The sequence below is a fragment of the Sediminicoccus sp. KRV36 genome (assembly GCF_023243115.1).
Lineage (GTDB): Bacteria > Pseudomonadota > Alphaproteobacteria > Acetobacterales > Acetobacteraceae > Roseococcus.
The window spans coordinates 2714542-2730588 of record NZ_CP085081.1; the positions used below are offsets into that span (position 1 = coordinate 2714542).

Annotated in this window: 14 protein-coding genes; 6 read left to right on the plus strand and 8 right to left on the minus strand. The window is 68.6% G+C overall.

Annotated elements, in window-relative coordinates; translation table 11 throughout:
- Positions 1 to 37 precede the first annotated feature (37 nt).
- From shc to hpnA, 3 genes are all read right to left on the minus strand, one after another.
- On the minus strand, positions 38 to 2047 hold the full coding sequence (gene shc / locus LHU95_RS12730) for a squalene--hopene cyclase (protein WP_248711550.1): 2010 nt from the start codon (positions 2045 to 2047) through the stop codon (positions 38 to 40).
- A 115-nt stretch (positions 2048 to 2162) separates the two neighbouring features.
- Positions 2163 to 3299 (minus strand): glycosyltransferase, encoded by a 1137-nt coding sequence (locus tag LHU95_RS12735; protein ID WP_248707336.1) that lies wholly within the window; start codon positions 3297 to 3299, stop codon positions 2163 to 2165.
- Entirely contained in the window at positions 3296 to 4294 is a 999-nt protein-coding gene (gene hpnA / locus LHU95_RS12740; protein ID WP_248707337.1) for a hopanoid-associated sugar epimerase, read from the minus strand. Before hpnA ends, LHU95_RS12735 begins: the two co-directional genes overlap by 4 nt.
- A gap of 53 nt (positions 4295 to 4347) precedes the next feature.
- On the opposite strand from hpnA, the gene LHU95_RS12745 reads away from it, so the two are divergent.
- Positions 4348 to 4953, plus strand: a complete 606-nt coding sequence (locus tag LHU95_RS12745) for an ABC transporter substrate-binding protein (RefSeq protein WP_248707338.1) — start codon at positions 4348 to 4350, stop codon at positions 4951 to 4953.
- 18 nt (positions 4954 to 4971) lie between these two features.
- On the opposite strand, the gene LHU95_RS12750 is transcribed toward LHU95_RS12745, so the two are convergent.
- The 4 genes from LHU95_RS12750 to LHU95_RS12765 are packed head-to-tail and all read right to left on the minus strand — an operon-like array spanning position 4972 to position 8900.
- Entirely contained in the window at positions 4972 to 5943 is a 972-nt protein-coding gene (locus LHU95_RS12750; protein WP_248707339.1) for a tripartite tricarboxylate transporter substrate binding protein, read from the minus strand.
- Between the two features lie 10 nt (positions 5944 to 5953).
- Positions 5954 to 7459: a class I adenylate-forming enzyme family protein gene (locus LHU95_RS12755; RefSeq protein ID WP_248707340.1), complete on the minus strand. Its 1506-nt coding sequence runs from the start codon at positions 7457 to 7459 to the stop codon at positions 5954 to 5956.
- Positions 7459 to 7887 carry a PaaI family thioesterase gene (locus LHU95_RS12760; RefSeq protein WP_248707341.1) on the minus strand — a complete coding sequence of 143 codons (429 nt, stop codon included), beginning with the start codon at positions 7885 to 7887 and terminating at the stop codon, positions 7459 to 7461. Before LHU95_RS12760 ends, LHU95_RS12755 begins: the two co-directional genes overlap by 1 nt.
- The gene (locus LHU95_RS12765; RefSeq protein WP_248707342.1) at positions 7884 to 8900 is read right to left on the minus strand and encodes a zinc-binding dehydrogenase; all 1017 of its coding nucleotides are present in this window, start codon (positions 8898 to 8900) and stop codon (positions 7884 to 7886) included. The genes LHU95_RS12760 and LHU95_RS12765 overlap by 4 nt, the downstream gene beginning before the upstream one ends.
- Before the next feature lie 400 nt (positions 8901 to 9300).
- Between LHU95_RS12765 and LHU95_RS12770 the strand changes: the two genes are divergently transcribed.
- A complete protein-coding gene (locus LHU95_RS12770; RefSeq protein ID WP_248707343.1) occupies positions 9301 to 11361 on the plus strand; it encodes a TonB-dependent receptor in 2061 nt (686 codons plus the stop codon).
- A gap of 46 nt (positions 11362 to 11407) precedes the next feature.
- Here LHU95_RS12770 and LHU95_RS12775 read toward each other — a convergent pair whose 3' ends face one another.
- Positions 11408 to 12283 (minus strand): VacJ family lipoprotein, encoded by an 876-nt coding sequence (locus tag LHU95_RS12775; RefSeq protein ID WP_248707344.1) that lies wholly within the window; start codon positions 12281 to 12283, stop codon positions 11408 to 11410.
- On the opposite strand from LHU95_RS12775, the gene hpnI reads away from it, so the two are divergent.
- The 4 genes from hpnI to LHU95_RS12795 all read left to right on the plus strand — a co-directional run bounded on the left by hpnI (position 12273) and on the right by LHU95_RS12795 (position 15848).
- Positions 12273 to 13475, plus strand: a complete 1203-nt coding sequence (gene hpnI, locus LHU95_RS12780) for a bacteriohopanetetrol glucosamine biosynthesis glycosyltransferase HpnI (protein ID WP_248707345.1) — start codon at positions 12273 to 12275, stop codon at positions 13473 to 13475. The two genes, LHU95_RS12775 and hpnI, sit on opposite strands and share 11 nt — an antisense overlap.
- Entirely contained in the window at positions 13472 to 14332 is an 861-nt protein-coding gene (gene hpnK / locus LHU95_RS12785; RefSeq protein ID WP_248707346.1) for a hopanoid biosynthesis-associated protein HpnK, read from the plus strand. Before hpnI ends, hpnK begins: the two co-directional genes overlap by 4 nt.
- A 25-nt stretch (positions 14333 to 14357) precedes the next feature.
- Positions 14358 to 15137 (plus strand): SDR family oxidoreductase, encoded by a 780-nt coding sequence (locus tag LHU95_RS12790; protein ID WP_248711551.1) that lies wholly within the window; start codon positions 14358 to 14360, stop codon positions 15135 to 15137.
- A gap of 327 nt (positions 15138 to 15464) precedes the next feature.
- Positions 15465 to 15848 carry a dihydroneopterin aldolase gene (locus tag LHU95_RS12795; RefSeq protein ID WP_248707347.1) on the plus strand — a complete coding sequence of 128 codons (384 nt, stop codon included), beginning with the start codon at positions 15465 to 15467 and terminating at the stop codon, positions 15846 to 15848.
- Positions 15849 to 16047: the final 199 nt, after the last annotated feature.

Consider the following 16047-nt stretch of genomic DNA (forward strand, 5'->3'; position numbering starts at 1 on the left):
CTGCCGGGGAGCTTGAGGGGCAGTGCCCCTCATTCCCTCACAACCCGTAAGCCACGCGCTTCGTGTTCGAGGCTCGCAAATTCCGCAGCCGCGCCAGCGCCCAGAGCGGGAAAATCCGGCGATAGCCGTGATACCGCAGGTAGAAGACCCGCGGAAAACCAGTGCCGGTATAGTCATCCTCCGGCCAGTCGCCATCCGCCTTCTGGCGCGCCATCAGCCATTCGGCGGCGCGTTGCACCGCTTCATGGCCGGCCTCGCCACAGGCCATCAGCGCCAGCATGCCCCAGGCCGTCTGGCTGGCCGAGGATGGCGCGTGCTGGCGGGGATCAGGCCGGGTGCCGCCGCGCGCCGGATAGCTCATGCCATCCTCGCCCCAGCCGCCATCCTCGTTCTGGTGCTTCAGCAACCAGGTGACGGCGCGGCGCATCGCGTCATGCTCGGGCGGCAGGCCGGCGGCGTTCAGCGCCGTCACGGCCGACCAGGTGCCATAGATATAGTTCACGCCCCAGCGGCCATACCAGGCGCCATCCGCCTCCTGCTCCCGCAGCAGGTATTCGATGGCGGCTTGCGACGCCGCCTCATCGCCCCGCCCGAGCTGCGCGAGCATGGCGAGGCAACGCCCCGAGACATCGGCCGTTGGCGGGTCCAGCAGCGCGCCGTGATCGGCGAAGGGAATGTGGTTCAGGTAATGGAAGGTGTTGTCGGCATCGAAGGCGCCCCAGCCGCCGCCACGCGACTGCATGCCCAACGTCCAGTCCGTGGCGCGCTGGATGGCGCCATCCAGCCCGGCATCGCCGGGCAGCGTGCCGCGGAACCGGTCCATCGCCAGCACCACCACGGCCGTGTCATCCACATCCGGGTAATGCGCGTTCTCGTATTGGAACGCCCAGCCGCCGGGCTGAAGATCGGGGCGGTTCCAGCTCCAGTCGCCGCGCACCTCGCGGATTTCACGGCCCAGCAGCCATTCGAGGCCGCGCGCCACCGCCTGCTGTTCGGCCGCACCGCCCGCCTCCATCAGCGCGTGGCTCACCAGCGCCGTATCCCAGATCGGCGAGAGGCAGGGCTGGACATAGGTTTCGTCCTCGCGCTCCTCGACCAGCTTTTCGATGGCGGCCCAGGCGGTGACCATGCGCGGATCATCCTGCGCGACGCCGAGGCAATGATACATCAGCACCGCATTGGCCATGGCGGGGTAGATCGCGCCCAGGCCATCCTCGCCATTCAGCCGCTCGGTCACGAAGCGTTCGCAGGCTTCCTCGGCGCGGGCGCGGTGGGTGCGGGGGAAGAGCATGCGCGCGCGATGCAGCGCGCCATCCAGGCCCTTGAACAGGGAAGCCCAGGGCTCGGCCTGATGGGCGCCGCCGGGCCAGTCCTTCACCTGCTCGGGCGGGGTGCCGAACAGCTCGTCGATCGTGACGCCCTTGGGGTTCTGGGCGGCAGGCCGGCGGGCCATGACCACCGTCAGCGGCACCAGCACGGTGCGCGCCCAATAGCTGATCTTGCTGACATGGAAGGGGAACCAGCGCGGCAGCAGCATGATCTCGGGCGGCATCATCGGCACGGCCCGCCAGGGCACGGCGCCGAACAGCGCAAGGGCAGCGCGGGTGAAGACATTGCTGCGCTCCGCCCCGCCGGCGGCCAGGATGGCGTGGCGGGCTGCGGCCATGTGCGGCGCATCCGGCGCATCGCCGATCAGGCGCAGCGCCAGATAGGCCTTCACCGAGCAGGAGATATCCAGCGGCCCGCCATGAAACAGCGGCCAGCCGCCGCCGGTATTGGCCGCCTGCTCCTGCTGGATGCGCCGCAGATACCGGCCGATCCGCGCTTCCTTCTCCGGCTGAACATGGCCGAAGAAGTGATGCAGCATGAGGTATTCGGAAGGGATGGTCGCATCCGCTTCCAACTCAAAGACCCAATGCCCATCCGGGCGCTGGCGTTCCAGCAGATGGCGGGCGGCAGCGGCGACCGCCTGTCCCAGCGGGTCGTTCTGTTCACCGTCATGCCCTGCATGCGGCGCCCTTTCGGGCAGCGCCGTCAGGTTCGGCATGATGTTCAAAACGCGATACCCCTTGCCCCTGCTTCGGAGTCGAACCCCGCAAACCTTCCGATAGGCCATTTCCTGCCCAGGCCGGAAGGGTGAAGACGCCTCTGTTGCCTCGACTTCATTCGCGCGACAAGGCCTCGCCCTTCCAGAAGCCGCCCCGCCCGCGCCATTCAGCCATGGCGGAATCGAGGGTCAGCATGAGGTAGGTGCACGCGATGAGTGGCAGGAAGATGGCCCGCTCGGCCGCCAGGCCGAAGCGCCGCAGCATGGGCGCATAGGCCACCACCATGGCGCACCAGGCCAGCGCGCCCAGGAGTTTCGCCCAGGCTTCGCCGAACAGCGCCAGCAGCGGAGGTGCGAGGAAGACCAACGCCATGGCAAGGACGGTCCCGGCCAGAAGAAGCGGGTTGTAGCGCAGCTGCGCATAGGCCGTCCGCGCCACCATGGCCCGGATGCTGCCAAAGCCGGGATAGGCGCGGCGCGAATGCACGCGCTCGGTCAGCCCGGTCCAGATGCGGCCGGGCGGGCCATTCGGAGCCGCCGCCTTCATCAGTCCGGCCAGGGCGCAATCATCAATGATCTTGCCACGGATCGACCAGAGCCCGCCCCGCGCCTCGAAGGCCGACCGGCGCAGCAGCACGCAGCCCCCGGCCGCGGCCGCCGCTCGCGCGCCAGGAGCATTGGACCAGCGAAAGGGAAACAGCATCTGGAAGAAGAAGACGAAGGCCGGGATCATCCAGCGCTCGGCGGCACTCTCGCAGCGCAGCCGCGCCATGAGCGAGACGAGATCCAGGCGATCCGCCTCGGCCCGCTGCACCAGGCGGCGCAAGCTGTCCGGCGCATGGGTGATATCGGCATCGGTAAAGAGCAACAAAGCGTGATCGCGCCCGGCCACGGCATCCAGCCCCTGCTGCAGGGCATACAGCTTGCCGGACCAGCCGGCCGCCCTGCCCTGCCCGGTCAGGACCTCGGCGCCAGCCGCCCGCGCCAATGCGCCGGTCTGGTCGGTGCTGCGGTCATCCACCACCAGGATCCGGAAGCTGCCCGGGTAATCCTGCGCGGCAAGGCTGCGCAACGTGGCGCCAATGGTCTCCGCCTCATCCCGCGCGGGGATGATCACCTGCACCGCAGGCCAATGGGACGGCTCGGGCAGGCAGGTGGCACCGCGGTCATCATCCCGCGCCCGCCAGAACATCCCCCGCCCCAGCAGCAGCACCCCCCAGGCGAGGCAGGCGGCGAGGCCCAGCCAGATCACGTGCGGAGCATCCCCTCCGCCTCGAACCAGGCGATGGCGTCGCGCACCCCCTCCTGCCAGGGGCGGGCGTGGAAGCCCAGGACGCGCCGCGCCTTCTCGGCCGAGAAGAACATGTGGTGGCCGGCCATGCGCAGCCCGTCCAGCGTCAGCATCGGCTCGCGCCCCGTGAATCGGGCGACACTCTCGGCCATCCAGGCCAGCGGGAAGAGCGGCGCGCGCGGCAGCCGGATGGGCGGGCGGTGGCCACGCTCGGCGGCGATGAAGCGCAGCATCTCCGCCAGGCTCACATCCTGGCCGCCCAGGATATGCCGCTCACCGGGGATGCCATGATCCAGCGCCGCCACCACGCCCGCCGCGCAATCCGCGACATGGACGAGGTTCAGCCCGGTCTCGACATAGGCCGGCACCTTGCCCTGCGCCGCCTCCAGGATCAGCCGCCCGGTGGGGGTGGGACGGCGGTCATAGGGCCCGATGGGGGTGGAGGGGTTGACGATGACGGCGGGCAATTTGGCACGCTCCACCATCGCCTCCACCACGCGCTCGGCCTCGGTCTTGGTGGTCTTGTAGGGGCCGATCGCCTCCTCGGGCGTGGCCGGGTCATTTTCCGTGGCCGGGGTGCCATCGGCGCGCGGCCGGAGTGTCGCCACCGAGGAGACATGCACGATGCGCGGCACGCCCGCCTCCAGCGCCGCCTGCATGACGGCCGCCGTGCCGATCACATTCGTCTCCCGCATCTGGCCCGGATTGGGCACGAAGATGCGGTAATCCGCCGCCGCATGGATCACCCCGCCGACGCCGACCATCGCGTAGATCAGGCTTTTCTGATCGGTCACCGTGCCGAGCGCGTAGGAGATGTCGAGGCCCTCCAGGCCCTGGCGCGGGGCCTGCGGGCGGACCAGGGCGCGCACCGCATGGCCCTGGGCCAGCAGCGCGCGGGCGAGCGAGGCGCCAAGAAACCCGGTGGCCCCGGTGAGCAGGATCGTGGTGGGAGGCATGTCGCCTTGTGGCCGAGGTGCCGCCAGCGGTCCAGCCGGGCTATAAGCCGCGCATGATCCCCCGCCGACTCCTCATCCTCACCGCCCTCGCCCCCCTGCCGGCAGCCGCCCAAAGCCCGGGGGCCGAGGTGGTGGAGCGCTTTCATGCCGCCCTCATCGCCGTGATGCGGGACGCGCAGCGCCTGGGCCTGCGTGGCCGGTTTGACCGGCTGGCGCCCATCATGGCGCAAAGCTTCGACCTGGCGGCCATGGCGCGAATCGCTGTGGGCCCGCCCTGGACCGGCTTTTCCCCAGGCGACCAGGCAGCCCTGACCGAGGCCTTCACCCGCTGGTCCATCGCCACCTATGCTGCCCGCTTCGACGGCTTCTCGGGCGAGAGCTTCACCACCCTGGCCACCCAGACCCAGCCCAATGGCGACGCGCTGGTGCGCACCACGCTGAACCGCCCGGGGGCCAATCAATCCGGTGGGCAGGAGCCTGTGGTCCTCTCCTACCTGCTGCGCGGCAACCCGCCACGCATCGTGGATATCTACCTGACCGGCACGATCAGCGAGCTTGCCTCCCGCCGCGCGGAATTCACGGCCCTGATCCGCGAGGGCGGGGCCGCGCGGGTCATCCAGGAATTGCAGGGGCGCACCGCCCGGCTGATGGGCAGCTGAGGCGCGACCCGGCCAGAATCAGCCGCCTTCGATCCGCTTGACGCTGCCGCGGCGCACCAGTTCTGCCCAACGCGCCACATCCGCGCGGAAATAGGCGGCAAAGCCGGCGGCATCCGTGGGGATGGCGATGGCGGAGGTTTGCCGCAGCCGTTCCTGCACGATGGCGGTGGCCATGGCGGCGCGATGGGCCGCCTCCAGCCGTACGAAGGCATCGGCTGGCGTGCCGGAACGCACGAAGAAGCCCAGCCAGAGCGAGAATTCATAGCCGGGAACCCCCTGCTCCTGGATCGTCGGCACCTCCGGGAAGATGGGCGATCGCTCCAGCGAGCTGACACCCAGCGCCCGCACCGACCCCGCCCGGACCTGCCCGGCCGAGGAGCCCATGGCATCCATCAGGAAGGTCAGGCGCTGGCTGATCAGATCGGGATAGACGGCGCCCGAGCCGCGATAGGGCACATGCAGCAATTGCGTGCCGGTGGCCGCCGCCAGCAATTCTCCCGCCAGGTGGCTGCCGGTGCCAAGGCCGGAGGAGCCGTAGGTGATCTCACCCGGCTTGGCGCGCGCCTCGGCGATCACGGACGTCACCGAGCGATGCGGTGAATCCGGCGAGACCACCATCATCACCGGCGTGGTGCCGATGCCGCCCAGCGGCGTCAGCCCCTGCACCGGATCATAATTCAGGCTTTGCAGCGAAGGCCCTGTCGCTTTCGAAACCGAGCCCAGGATGATGGTGTAGCCATCCGCGCGGGCCGAATTGGCGACATAGGCGCCCCCCACATGCCCGCCGGCACCGGGCCGCAATTCCACCACCACGGGTTGCCCCAGCAGCCGCGCCATCTCGGGCGCGATGACCCGCGCCATGACATCGGCCGAGCCGCCGGGCGCATAGGGCACGATCATCGTGACCGGCCGGTCGGGGAAATTCGCGCGCGCGACATGGGGGACCGCCAGCAGGGGCAGCAAGGGGAGGGCGCGGCGTGTCAGGGCCATGGTGGATTCCTCAGATGTTGCGCGGTGCTCCGTGTTCCATGGCGATTTCCCTCAGTCGCGTCTTGTCCACCTTGTTCGTGCCCATGAGTGGCAGGCTGGGCAGGAACCAGATGCGGCGCGGATGCATGTAGGCTGGCGCGTGCTCCAGCGTGAAGGCTTTCAGGGCCGCCTCGTCGCTCGCCCATCCGGCGCGCGGCACCACGAAGGCGACGGGCTTGGTGCCCTTGATCTCATCGGGCAGCGGCAGGACGGCGGCCTGTTCCACGCCCGGGTGGCGCTCCAGCACGGCTTCGACCTGGCCGGGGAAGATGTTCTCGCCGCCTGAGATGAACATGTCATCGGCGCGGCCGACGACGAAGAAGAAGCCATCCGCATCGCGGCGCATCACATCGCCGGTCACGTAGAAGCCGTCCTCGGTGATGGGCGGCTTGAGGTCGGGGCGCGCGTGATAGCCGTTCATGACGCCCGGGGTGCGCTGTTCCAGCACGCCCTCATCGCCCAGCCTGCCATCGGGCGCGCGCAGACGCAGCTCGACCCCGGGATGGGCGTATCCGACGGAAAGCCTCGGTGTGGGCTTGCCCTCAGGATGCGGGCCGAACACCACGGGGCCGGCCTCGGTCGTGCCATAGGCGTTGATGAGGCGCGCGGTGGGGAAGGCGCGCAGGATGGCATCGGCCAGCGCCTCGCTCACCGGAGCGGAGCCCAGGCGGATGGAGCGCACGCTGGAGGTGTCGGTCCGCGCCAGCAGCGCCGTCTCGCGCAGCAGCATGGCGAACATGGGCGGCACGGCGGTCAGCCAGGTGCAACGCTCGGCGCCGATGGCCTCGATGTAGTCGGCCTCACGGAACTGCGGCAGCAGCACGGTGGTGGCGCCGGCGGCCAGGGCCAGCTGCGCCAGGGCCAGGCCGTTCATGTGATATAGGGGGGCGGCGATCAGGAAGACCTCGTCGCGCAACGCGGTCCCCAGGAGCCGTTGCTCGACGATCCAGAGATGCGACTGGTGCGAGAGCACAACGCCCTTGGGCCGGCCCGTGCTGCCGGAGGTGTAGAGGAAAAGCCCCGGCTCCGCCGCCTCGGGCAGCCGGGTTTCGAAGGGGCCGGGGTCAAGGAAGGCGTCCCACTCCGCGCCATCGAGCGAGAGCCGCGCGACGCCCGCCGGCAATTGCCCCGCGCGAGGCGCGTCATATGCGACGAGCGCCACGCCGGCATTGTCCAGCACATAGGCGATGGTCTCGGCCGGGAAGCGCCAATTCACCGGCACCGGCACGAGGCCAGCCCGCTGGGCGCCGCAGAGCAAGGCCATAAAGGCGATGGAGTTGGCCGCCAGCAGCCCAATCCGCTGCCCGCGCACCAGGCCACGGCGCAGCAGCCCGCGTGCCGCCGCATCGGCCATCGCATCGAAATCGCCATGGCTGATGACCGCGCGCTGCCCGGCCGCCCGGAAGATGAAGGCGGGCTTGGCCGGGTCCAGCCCCGGTGGTGCCAGGTCACCGAGGTTGCGCGCGGAAAACGCCATCAGCTCTTGGGGGCTGGGGCTGGCGTGAGATAGACGCCGCGGCCCGAGGCGCAGAGCTTGCCATCGCCGTCAAACACCGAGGCCTCGGCCACCGAGAATTGCCCGCCGAGCCGGACGACCTTGCCCTTGCAGGTCAGATCCCCCGGCATGGCGGCGCGGTGGTAGTCCACGCGCATGTCAATCGTCGGCACGCCGCGGCCGGTCGAGGACACCAGCGCCCAATCGGCCGTGAGATCCACAAGGGCCGCGAGGATGCCGCCATGGGTGTAGCGCCGGTCCGGGTTCACCACCCATTCCTCACGCCAGGTCGCCTTGATTTCGATGGTGCCTTCGCCGACGGCCAGCACCTTGAGGCCGAGCCACTGGTGATAGGGGCCGCGCAGCAGCATGGCCTCCACTTCGGCCGGGGTGGGGATCGGGTTGCTCATGGCGTCACCACCACCTTGCCGAGCACTTTTCGGTCACGGATCAGCGCCAGCCCCTCCGCCGCGCGATCGAGAGGCAAAACCTCATCCAGCACGGGCTTGATGCGGCCATCCTGGATCATCTCCATGAGTGCTGCGAGGTTGTCATCGTAGAAGGAGTTGGAGCCGATGATCTGCAACTCGAAGGACCAGACGTAGCGCAGATCCTCCTTCGGATCATGCCCCGCCGTGGCCCCGCAGACGAGGATCTTGCCGCCGCGCTTCACGCAGCGCAGCGTCGGGCCCCAGGTGTTGCCGCCGGTGAAGTTGATGACGACATCCACCCCACCTTCGTAATTGCGGCGCTGCGGCTTGCCGTATTTCTCGACCGCCCATTTCGAGAAATCCACCTCATTGTAGTTGATCGCCTCATCCGCCCCCATGGCGAGCAGCGCTTCGCATTTGGCGGCACTGCCGGCGCAGGCGATGACATGGGCGCCCAATTGCTTGGCGAGGATCACGCAGCCCGTGCCCACCCCGCCCGAGGCGCCCAGGATCAGCACCTTGTCGCCAGGCTTGATGGTGTTGTGCGTGATGATCATCCGGTGCGCCGTGCCATAGGCCACGGGCAACGAAGCCGCCTGCTCGAAGGAGACGCCATCCGGCATGCGGATCAGCTGGTCCGCCGCCACGCGGCAATATTCCGCCATGCCGCCATCGAGCATTTCGCCCATCAGGCCCTTTTTCTTGTTCAGCGGATTGACCAGCACGCGGTCCCCGACCGACCAGCCGGCCACACCCTCGCCGATTTCGGTGATGGTGCCGGCCATGTCGAGGCCGATGACCACCGGCATGGGCACCTTGATGCCCGGCATGCCCTTCACGGTGAAGACATCATGGTAATTGAAGGAGGATGCACCGACGCGGATGACGACATGGCCGGCATCGGCCGTCGGCATCGGGTGGTCCTCCACCACCTGCAGCTTATCGAGATCACCGTGTTCGCGCAGCACGAGGGCGCGCATTGTCGAAGCCATGTCCTGGTCCTGATTCCACTGAATACAGCTGGAATGATCCGGCATGGTGGAGGCTTTTGCAATCCAGGCCCAAGGCCGGCGGTACCGCTCTGGCGGCGCCGCCGTGGTGCGAAGGGGCCATTCCAGCGGCACGCTGCCGCAACACGCATCAGCATACGACCAGGCGGGCGGAACAGCCTGGCGCGTGCCTTGGGCATACCACCTCGCTTGCGCTGACCCGGACGGGTGCTGCCATCCCACAGCCGCCACCTGCCGAGGAGCAGCGCGACGGTCGCGGCGAAGCACGCTTGCCAAGCGAGGAAGGATGCGTCTAATTCTATTTAAGCTGTTGTTTTTCTTCATTATTATGAAGACATCTACAGCTTTACCGATGAAGAGGTGAAGAGTGGTGCATATATTGGTGTTGGCGTTTCTGCTGCTGCTCCCGCATCTCGCGGCCGCGCAAGTCGCGGAGATCGAGGATGTGGTCGTCAATTCCACCCGCCAGACCACGGCGCGCGAAAGCATCCCCGCCTCCACCGGCGCCAGCACGACGACGCTGGATCGCGCCGCGATCGAACGCATGCCCCAGGGCAGCGCCGCATCGCTCAACCAGATCCTGCTCCAGGCCCCCGGCGTCGTGCAGGAAGCGCAAGGGGACCTGCATGTGCGCGGCGACCATCGCAACCTGCAATATCGCATCAATGGCGTGACCCTGCCCGAGGCGATCAGCGGCTTTGGCCAGATGTTCGATGCGCGGGCCCTGCGCTCCGTCTCGCTGCTGACGGGCGCGCTGCCTGCCCAATTCGGCTATCGCACGGCGGGCATCGTGGATCTGCAACTGCGCTCGGGCGCCACCGATCCGGGTGGCAGCATCGGCATCTATGGCGGCAGCTTCGGCCAGGTCCAGCCGGCTGCGGCCTATGGCGCGGCCATCGGCCCCTTCGAGTATTTCCTCACCGGCAATGTCCTGCAAAGCCAGCGCGGCTTCGAGAACCCGACGCGCGACCGGGACGCCATCAACAATGACACGCAGCAAATTCGCGGCCTGATGAACCTCGGCTACCAGGTGGATGACTTCACGCGGATCAGCTTCATCGGCGCCACCAACCAGTCGCGCTACCAGGTGCCCAATGTGCCGGGCCAGCCCGCGCAATTCACCGCCTTCGGCCAGGATAGCTTCGACAGCGCGGCCCTTCGCGCGCGCCAGTGGCAGCGTTCCAGCTTCGGCGTGCTGGCCGTGCAGCACAGCCGCGACACATGGGACCTGCAGGTGGCGGGCTTCGCGCGGCAGACCTCGTTGAACTACCTGCCTGACCTGGTGGGAGAGATGGTGTTCAACGGTGCCGCGGCCGAGACGCGCAAGCGCAACCTCTCGGCCGGCTTGCAGGCCGATGCGGTGTGGCGCGTGGCGCCGGCCCACACCATCCGCGCGGGCCTCTTTGCCTCGCGCGATGTCACGCAGAATATCAGCAACTCGACCGTGCTGCCGCTCAACGGCGCGGGTGTGCCGCAGGACGCGCCCTTCACCATCCAGGAGCGCGGCCGCATCCATGGCCAGCTCTACGGCGTCTATGTGCAGGATGAATGGCGCCTGACGGAGCGGCTGACGGCCAATTTCGGCGCCCGCTTCGATGCGATGCGACAGCAGGTGGATGCCACCCAGCTCAGCCCGCGCGCCAACCTCGTCTGGCGGGTGACGGACAGCACCACCTTCGCCATCGGCTATGCGCGCTACTTCACGCCCCCCCCTTCGGAATTGCTGACCGCCCCTGCCCTCTTCCGCTATGGCAATACGACCCTGGCGCCCGAGGTTCCGTTGGCCAGCGCGCCACGGCCCGAGCGCACCAACTACTTCAATATCGGCCTGCGCCAGCGCATCGGCGAGGGGCTCAACCTCGGCGTGGATGGCTTCTACCGTGACGTGAAGGACATGCAGGATCTCGGCCAGTTCGGCAGCGCCTACATCTTCTCGCCCTATAATTACCGCGTCGGCCGCGTCTTCGGCATGGAACTGACGGCAAGCTACCGGCAGGGCCCCTGGCTGACCTATGGCAACCTCACCCTCTCCCGCTCGGAAGGGCGTGGGCTGGTCTCCAACCAGTATTTCTGGAGTGCCGCGGAGCTGGCGCAGGTGGAGAGCAAATTCGTACGCACCGATCACGATCAGCTCATCACCGGCTCGGCCGGCGTCAGCTGGCAGGGTTGGGATGGTGGCACGCTGTCCAGCACGCTGGTCTATGGCAGCGGCATGCGGCGCGGCTTCGCCAACAGCCAGTCCGTGACGCCCTATGCGACCATCAATATCGGCGTCGCACAGGAATTCACGTTGGCGGAGGGCGGGCGCTGGACCGCGCGGCTGGACCTGCTGAACCTGACCGACCGCAGCTATCAATTGCGCGATGGCACGGGGATCGGCGTCGGCGCGCCGCAATATGGCTTGCGGCGCGGCATCTTCGCGGGGCTCAGCCGCGCCCTGTGAGGCGAAGGGTACCGCAGCAGCCGGTAGCCCGACCCACACGCCTTGGTCAGGGCCGCGCTGCCTCCAGCACCTGGCGCGCCCAGGCCGGGTCTGTCCGCGCGGCATTTCCGGCCGGGGGTGCCACCGCGACCACAGGCACCGAAAGGCTGACCGAAGGTGCTGCCCCCGCCCCTGGATCATCCAGCGTGGTCAGTCCCTCGCCCTCGGCGCTGCTGCGGCCCAACTCGGCATCACGGCGCTGGCGCACCACGCTGCGCAGGCGGGAGTAATAGTCCAGGCTTTCGCCGCGCAGCGCGTCCAGCGTGTCGATATTCTCGGCCCTGAGATCGAGCCCACCCAGCGCGCCTCGCCCCACGCCGAATAATTGCGCCGTCACGGCCGACATGGTGGCGCTGGTCAGCAGGCCGACCGGGCTGCCCAGCGCGTCCACGCCATCGCCCACCGCATCGCGCACCGTGGTCGGCCCCAGCAGCGGCAGCATCAGATAGGGGCCATCGGGCACGCCCCAGGCATGCAGCGTCTGGCCGAAATCACCGGTCCGGCGCTCGATCCCGGCAGGGGTTGCGAGGTCGAAGATCCCAAGCCCGCCGGCGGTGCTGTTGATGTAGAAGCGCATCAGCGTATGCCCCGCATCCAGCAGGCGCAGCTGCAGGATGTTGTTGGCGAAGATCACCGGCTCATTCAGGTTGCGCAGGAAGTTGCGCAGCCCGGCGCGCATCGGTGCGGGGATATTGTCCCGATAGGCCTCGGCCGCCGGGCGCAGCACGTTGTCATCCAGCGATGTGTTGAATTCCAGAACCGAGCGGTTGCTGGCCTCGAAGGGGTCACTGGGATCGCCGCCAGGGGAACTGCCAGGGGCGCCGCCGGTGGCGCAGCCGGCCAGCAGCCCAGCCAGAAGCGCCAGGGAAAGGATGGGTTTCACGCGTGCGATACTACCGCGCCGCGGCCTGCCGCGCGATAGTGCGACGGTGACGTTGTATTTCGCATTTCTGCCCATCCTCCTCGCCTTGGCGGGTGCGGTGCAGGCGCTGTTCGCCCGGCGCGCGCTGCGCGCCCTGGCAGGCACGCCCCCCCCGCCCGTCCCGGCCCTGCCGGCCAGCCTGCTCAAGCCCCTGCACGGGGCGGAACCGGGCCTGGCGGACAACCTCGCCGCCTGTCTGGCACAGCGGCATGCAGCACCCTTCGAGGTCGTATTCGGCGCGGCCGATCCCGCCGATGCGGCCCTGCCCCTGGCCGCCGCCGCCATGGCCCCAAGCAGCACGCCGGCGCGCATCATTTCGGGCGGGGCCTTGCTCGGGGCCAATCGCAAGGTGTCCCAGTTGGTGCATCTGGCGGCCGTGGCGCAGCATCCGGCGCTGGTCATCAGCGATGCCGATATGCGCTGCCCGCCCACCTGGCTGACCGCCGTGACGGCGCCGCTGGCCGACCCGGCGGTCGGCCTGGTCACCTGCCTCTACCGGGGTGAGCCGGCGGATGATGGGCTTTGCTCGCGCCTCGCGGCACTCGGCATTGATTGGCATTTCCTGCCCAATGCCGCCCTGGGCGAAGCGCTGGGCCAGGCCCAGGGCTGCTACGGCGCAACCATGGCCCTGCGGCGGGACACGCTGACCCAGATCGGCGGCTTCGAGCCGCTGTTGCCCCTGCTGGCCGATGACCACGCGCTGGGCGAGGCCGTGCGGGCCGCCGGGCTACGCGTCATCGTCTCGCCGGTGATTCCGGCCCATGTCATGAGCGAGAAATCCTTCATAACGCTCTGGCAACATGAACTTCGCTGGGCGCGAACGGTGCGGATGCTCAAGCCCGGCGGCTTTCTGGGCCTGGCCTTCACGCATCCCGTGGCCTGGGCGCTGCTGGCGCTGGCCTTGTGGCCTGACGCGCTGACGCTGGGTGTGCTCGGCCTCACCTGTGCGGCGCGGCTTGCCCTGGCGCAGGGCGTGGATGCGGCCCTTGGCGTGCCGGGCGCTTGGCGCCGCTGGGCCTGGCTGCCCCTGCGCGACCTGCTCTCCGCCGCGATCTGGGCCGCGGCGCTCTGGCCTGGCAGCGTTGTCTGGGGCGCGCATCGCTACCGGCTTGGCGCCGATGGCCGAATGGTGGAAACCACCCGCACCCCATGAAACGCCTGATCTTCACCGCCGATGACCTCGGCCTCGCCCCCGAGACCAATGCGGGTATCGAACGCGCCCATCGCGAGGGCGTGCTGACCGCTGCCAGCCTGATGGTGGGCGAGGCGGGCTTCGAGGAGGGGCTGCGCGTCGCCCGCGCCAATCCGGGCCTGGCTGTGGGCCTGCACCTGACCCTCACCGATGGCGTGCCCGTGCTGCCGGCCGCGCAAATCCCGGGGCTGACCCAGAAGAATGGCCGCTTTCGCGATGACATGGCCGGCCTTGGGCTGCTGCTGGCGCTCTCGCCCATGGCCCGCGCCGAGCTGGCGGCCGAGGTCGCGGCCCAGATCGAGCGCTTCACCGCCACGGGCCTCGTCTGTGACCATGTGAATGCCCATAAGCATTACCACCTCCATCCGCTGATCGCGGCCGCGCTGATGCAGGCGGCGGCCGGGGCCGGCGTGCGGTGCATCCGCCTGCCATGGGAGCCGGGTTCGCTGGTCCGCGCGGTGGATGCGGCAAGCCCCGGCCAGGCGGAATGGGCGCTGAAGCCCTGGTGCGCCACGCTGCGCAAGCGCGCCCTCAACTGGAACCTGCTGGCGCCGGAGCGTGTCCTGGGCCTCGCCTGGTCGGGCCATTTCGGCGTGGACCGGCTGCTCGGCATCCTGCCCTTGCTGCCCGATGGCGTGACGGAGCTGTATTTCCACCCGGCCACCCAGGGTGGCTTTGCCGGCAGCGCGCCTGGCTATGCCTATGCCGAGGAGCTGGCCGCCCTCTGCGACCCCCGAGTGGCGGAGGCCCTGGCCGGCATTCCGCGCGGTGGCTATGCGGCCATGCTCTTGCCGAAACCGCTCCCCCCCCTCAGTTGAGGCGCTGTTCTTCCCGCACGAGGTGATCTTGCTCCCCATCCGCCAGGATATCCCCCGCCGCGCCCTGGTCACGGGCGGCGCGAAGCGGCTGGGCCGCGCCATCTGCCTGGCGCTGGCCGATGCCGGCTTTGACATCGCCATCCATTTCAACAGCTCCGCTGCCGAAGCCCAAGCCCTGGCGCGCGAGATCACGGCGCGCGGCCGGCGCAGCGTGACCCTCCAGGCGGATCTGATGCATGAGGCGGAGGTGGCCACGCTCATTCCCCGCGCCGTGGAGGCGCTCGGCCCACTCGGTGTGCTGGTCAACAATGCCAGCACCTTCGACCGTGACGAGTGGGATGATGCCACTCGCGCCAGTTGGGACCATCATATGGAGCCCAACCTGCGCGCGCCCTTCCTGCTGATGCAGGGCTTCGCGGCCGGCCTGCCCGCGCCGTATCACGGGGTGATCATCAACATGCTGGACCAGCGCGTCATGTCGCTGACACCGCATTTCGTGACCTATACCGTCTCCAAGGCCGGGCTTTGGGCACTGACCCAGCAAATGGCGCTGGCGCTGGCGCCGCGTATCCGGGTCAACGGCATTGGCCCGGGCCCTGCTTTGCCCAGCCCGCGCCAGAGCCAGGCCCAGTTCGACCGGCAATGCGCCTCAGTGCCCTTGGCGCGTGGCACCTCGCCGGAGGAGATCGGCGCGGCGGTCATGGCTTTGCTCGGGCTATCCTCGGTGACGGGGCAAATCATCAACCTGGATGGCGGCCAGCATCTGCAATGGGCGCCGGCGGGCCACGCCACGCCGGAGGAATGACGCGCCGGCGCCAAGCCGCGCGTCCCGCGGCACGACATGACGCGCGTCCCGCGGCACGACATGACGCGCGTCCCGCGGCACGACATGACGCGCGTCCCGCGGCACGACATGACGCGCGTCCCGCGGCACGACATGACGCGCGTCCCACGGCACGACATGACGCGCGTCCCGCGGCACGACATGACGCGCGTCCCGCGGCACGACATGACGCGCGTCCCGCGGCACGACATGACGCGCGTCCCGCGGCACGACATGACGCGCGTCCCGCGCGATGCTAACCCGCCGCTACCAAAGATCGGACCCCAAGATGCCCCAGCGGTTAGCAGCATGAGCGCGCCCCCTCCCCGCGTGCGAAAAGTCTTTGTCCGCGGCCTGGAGTTGCAGGCACGGCTGGGCGTCTTTCCGCATGAAAAAGTCGGCCCGCAGCGGATCCGCATGCATATCGAGCTCGATGTGGTGGATGAGAGTGCCGCGATCGGCATCGGCCCGGATAACCTGGAACGCGTGGTGGATTACGGGCACCTGGTCCATGCCGCCCGCGCCGCCGTGGCCCTGGGGCATGTGCTGCTGGTCGAAACCCTGGCCGAGACCGTGGCCGAGATCGCCCTGCGTGACCCCCGAGTCCTGCATGCCAGCGTCTCGATCGAGAAACCCGATGCCTTTGCCGATACGGATTGCGTCGGCGTCACGGTTGAGCGACAGCGCGGATAAAGCGACGTCAAGCCCGATTCACGACGACAGCGAAGAATCATCCACCGGTGTGGCCCGACCGGAACGAGGCACTGATTTCACAATACTTTCTTCATAAAGCTGACATTTTCAACCGGAGATTGTATTTTGAATGCAACGATTTCAGTGACTTAGCTTCCTGCCCATTCCGCGGGCATTTCGCCCGAACCCGAGGCGCAGG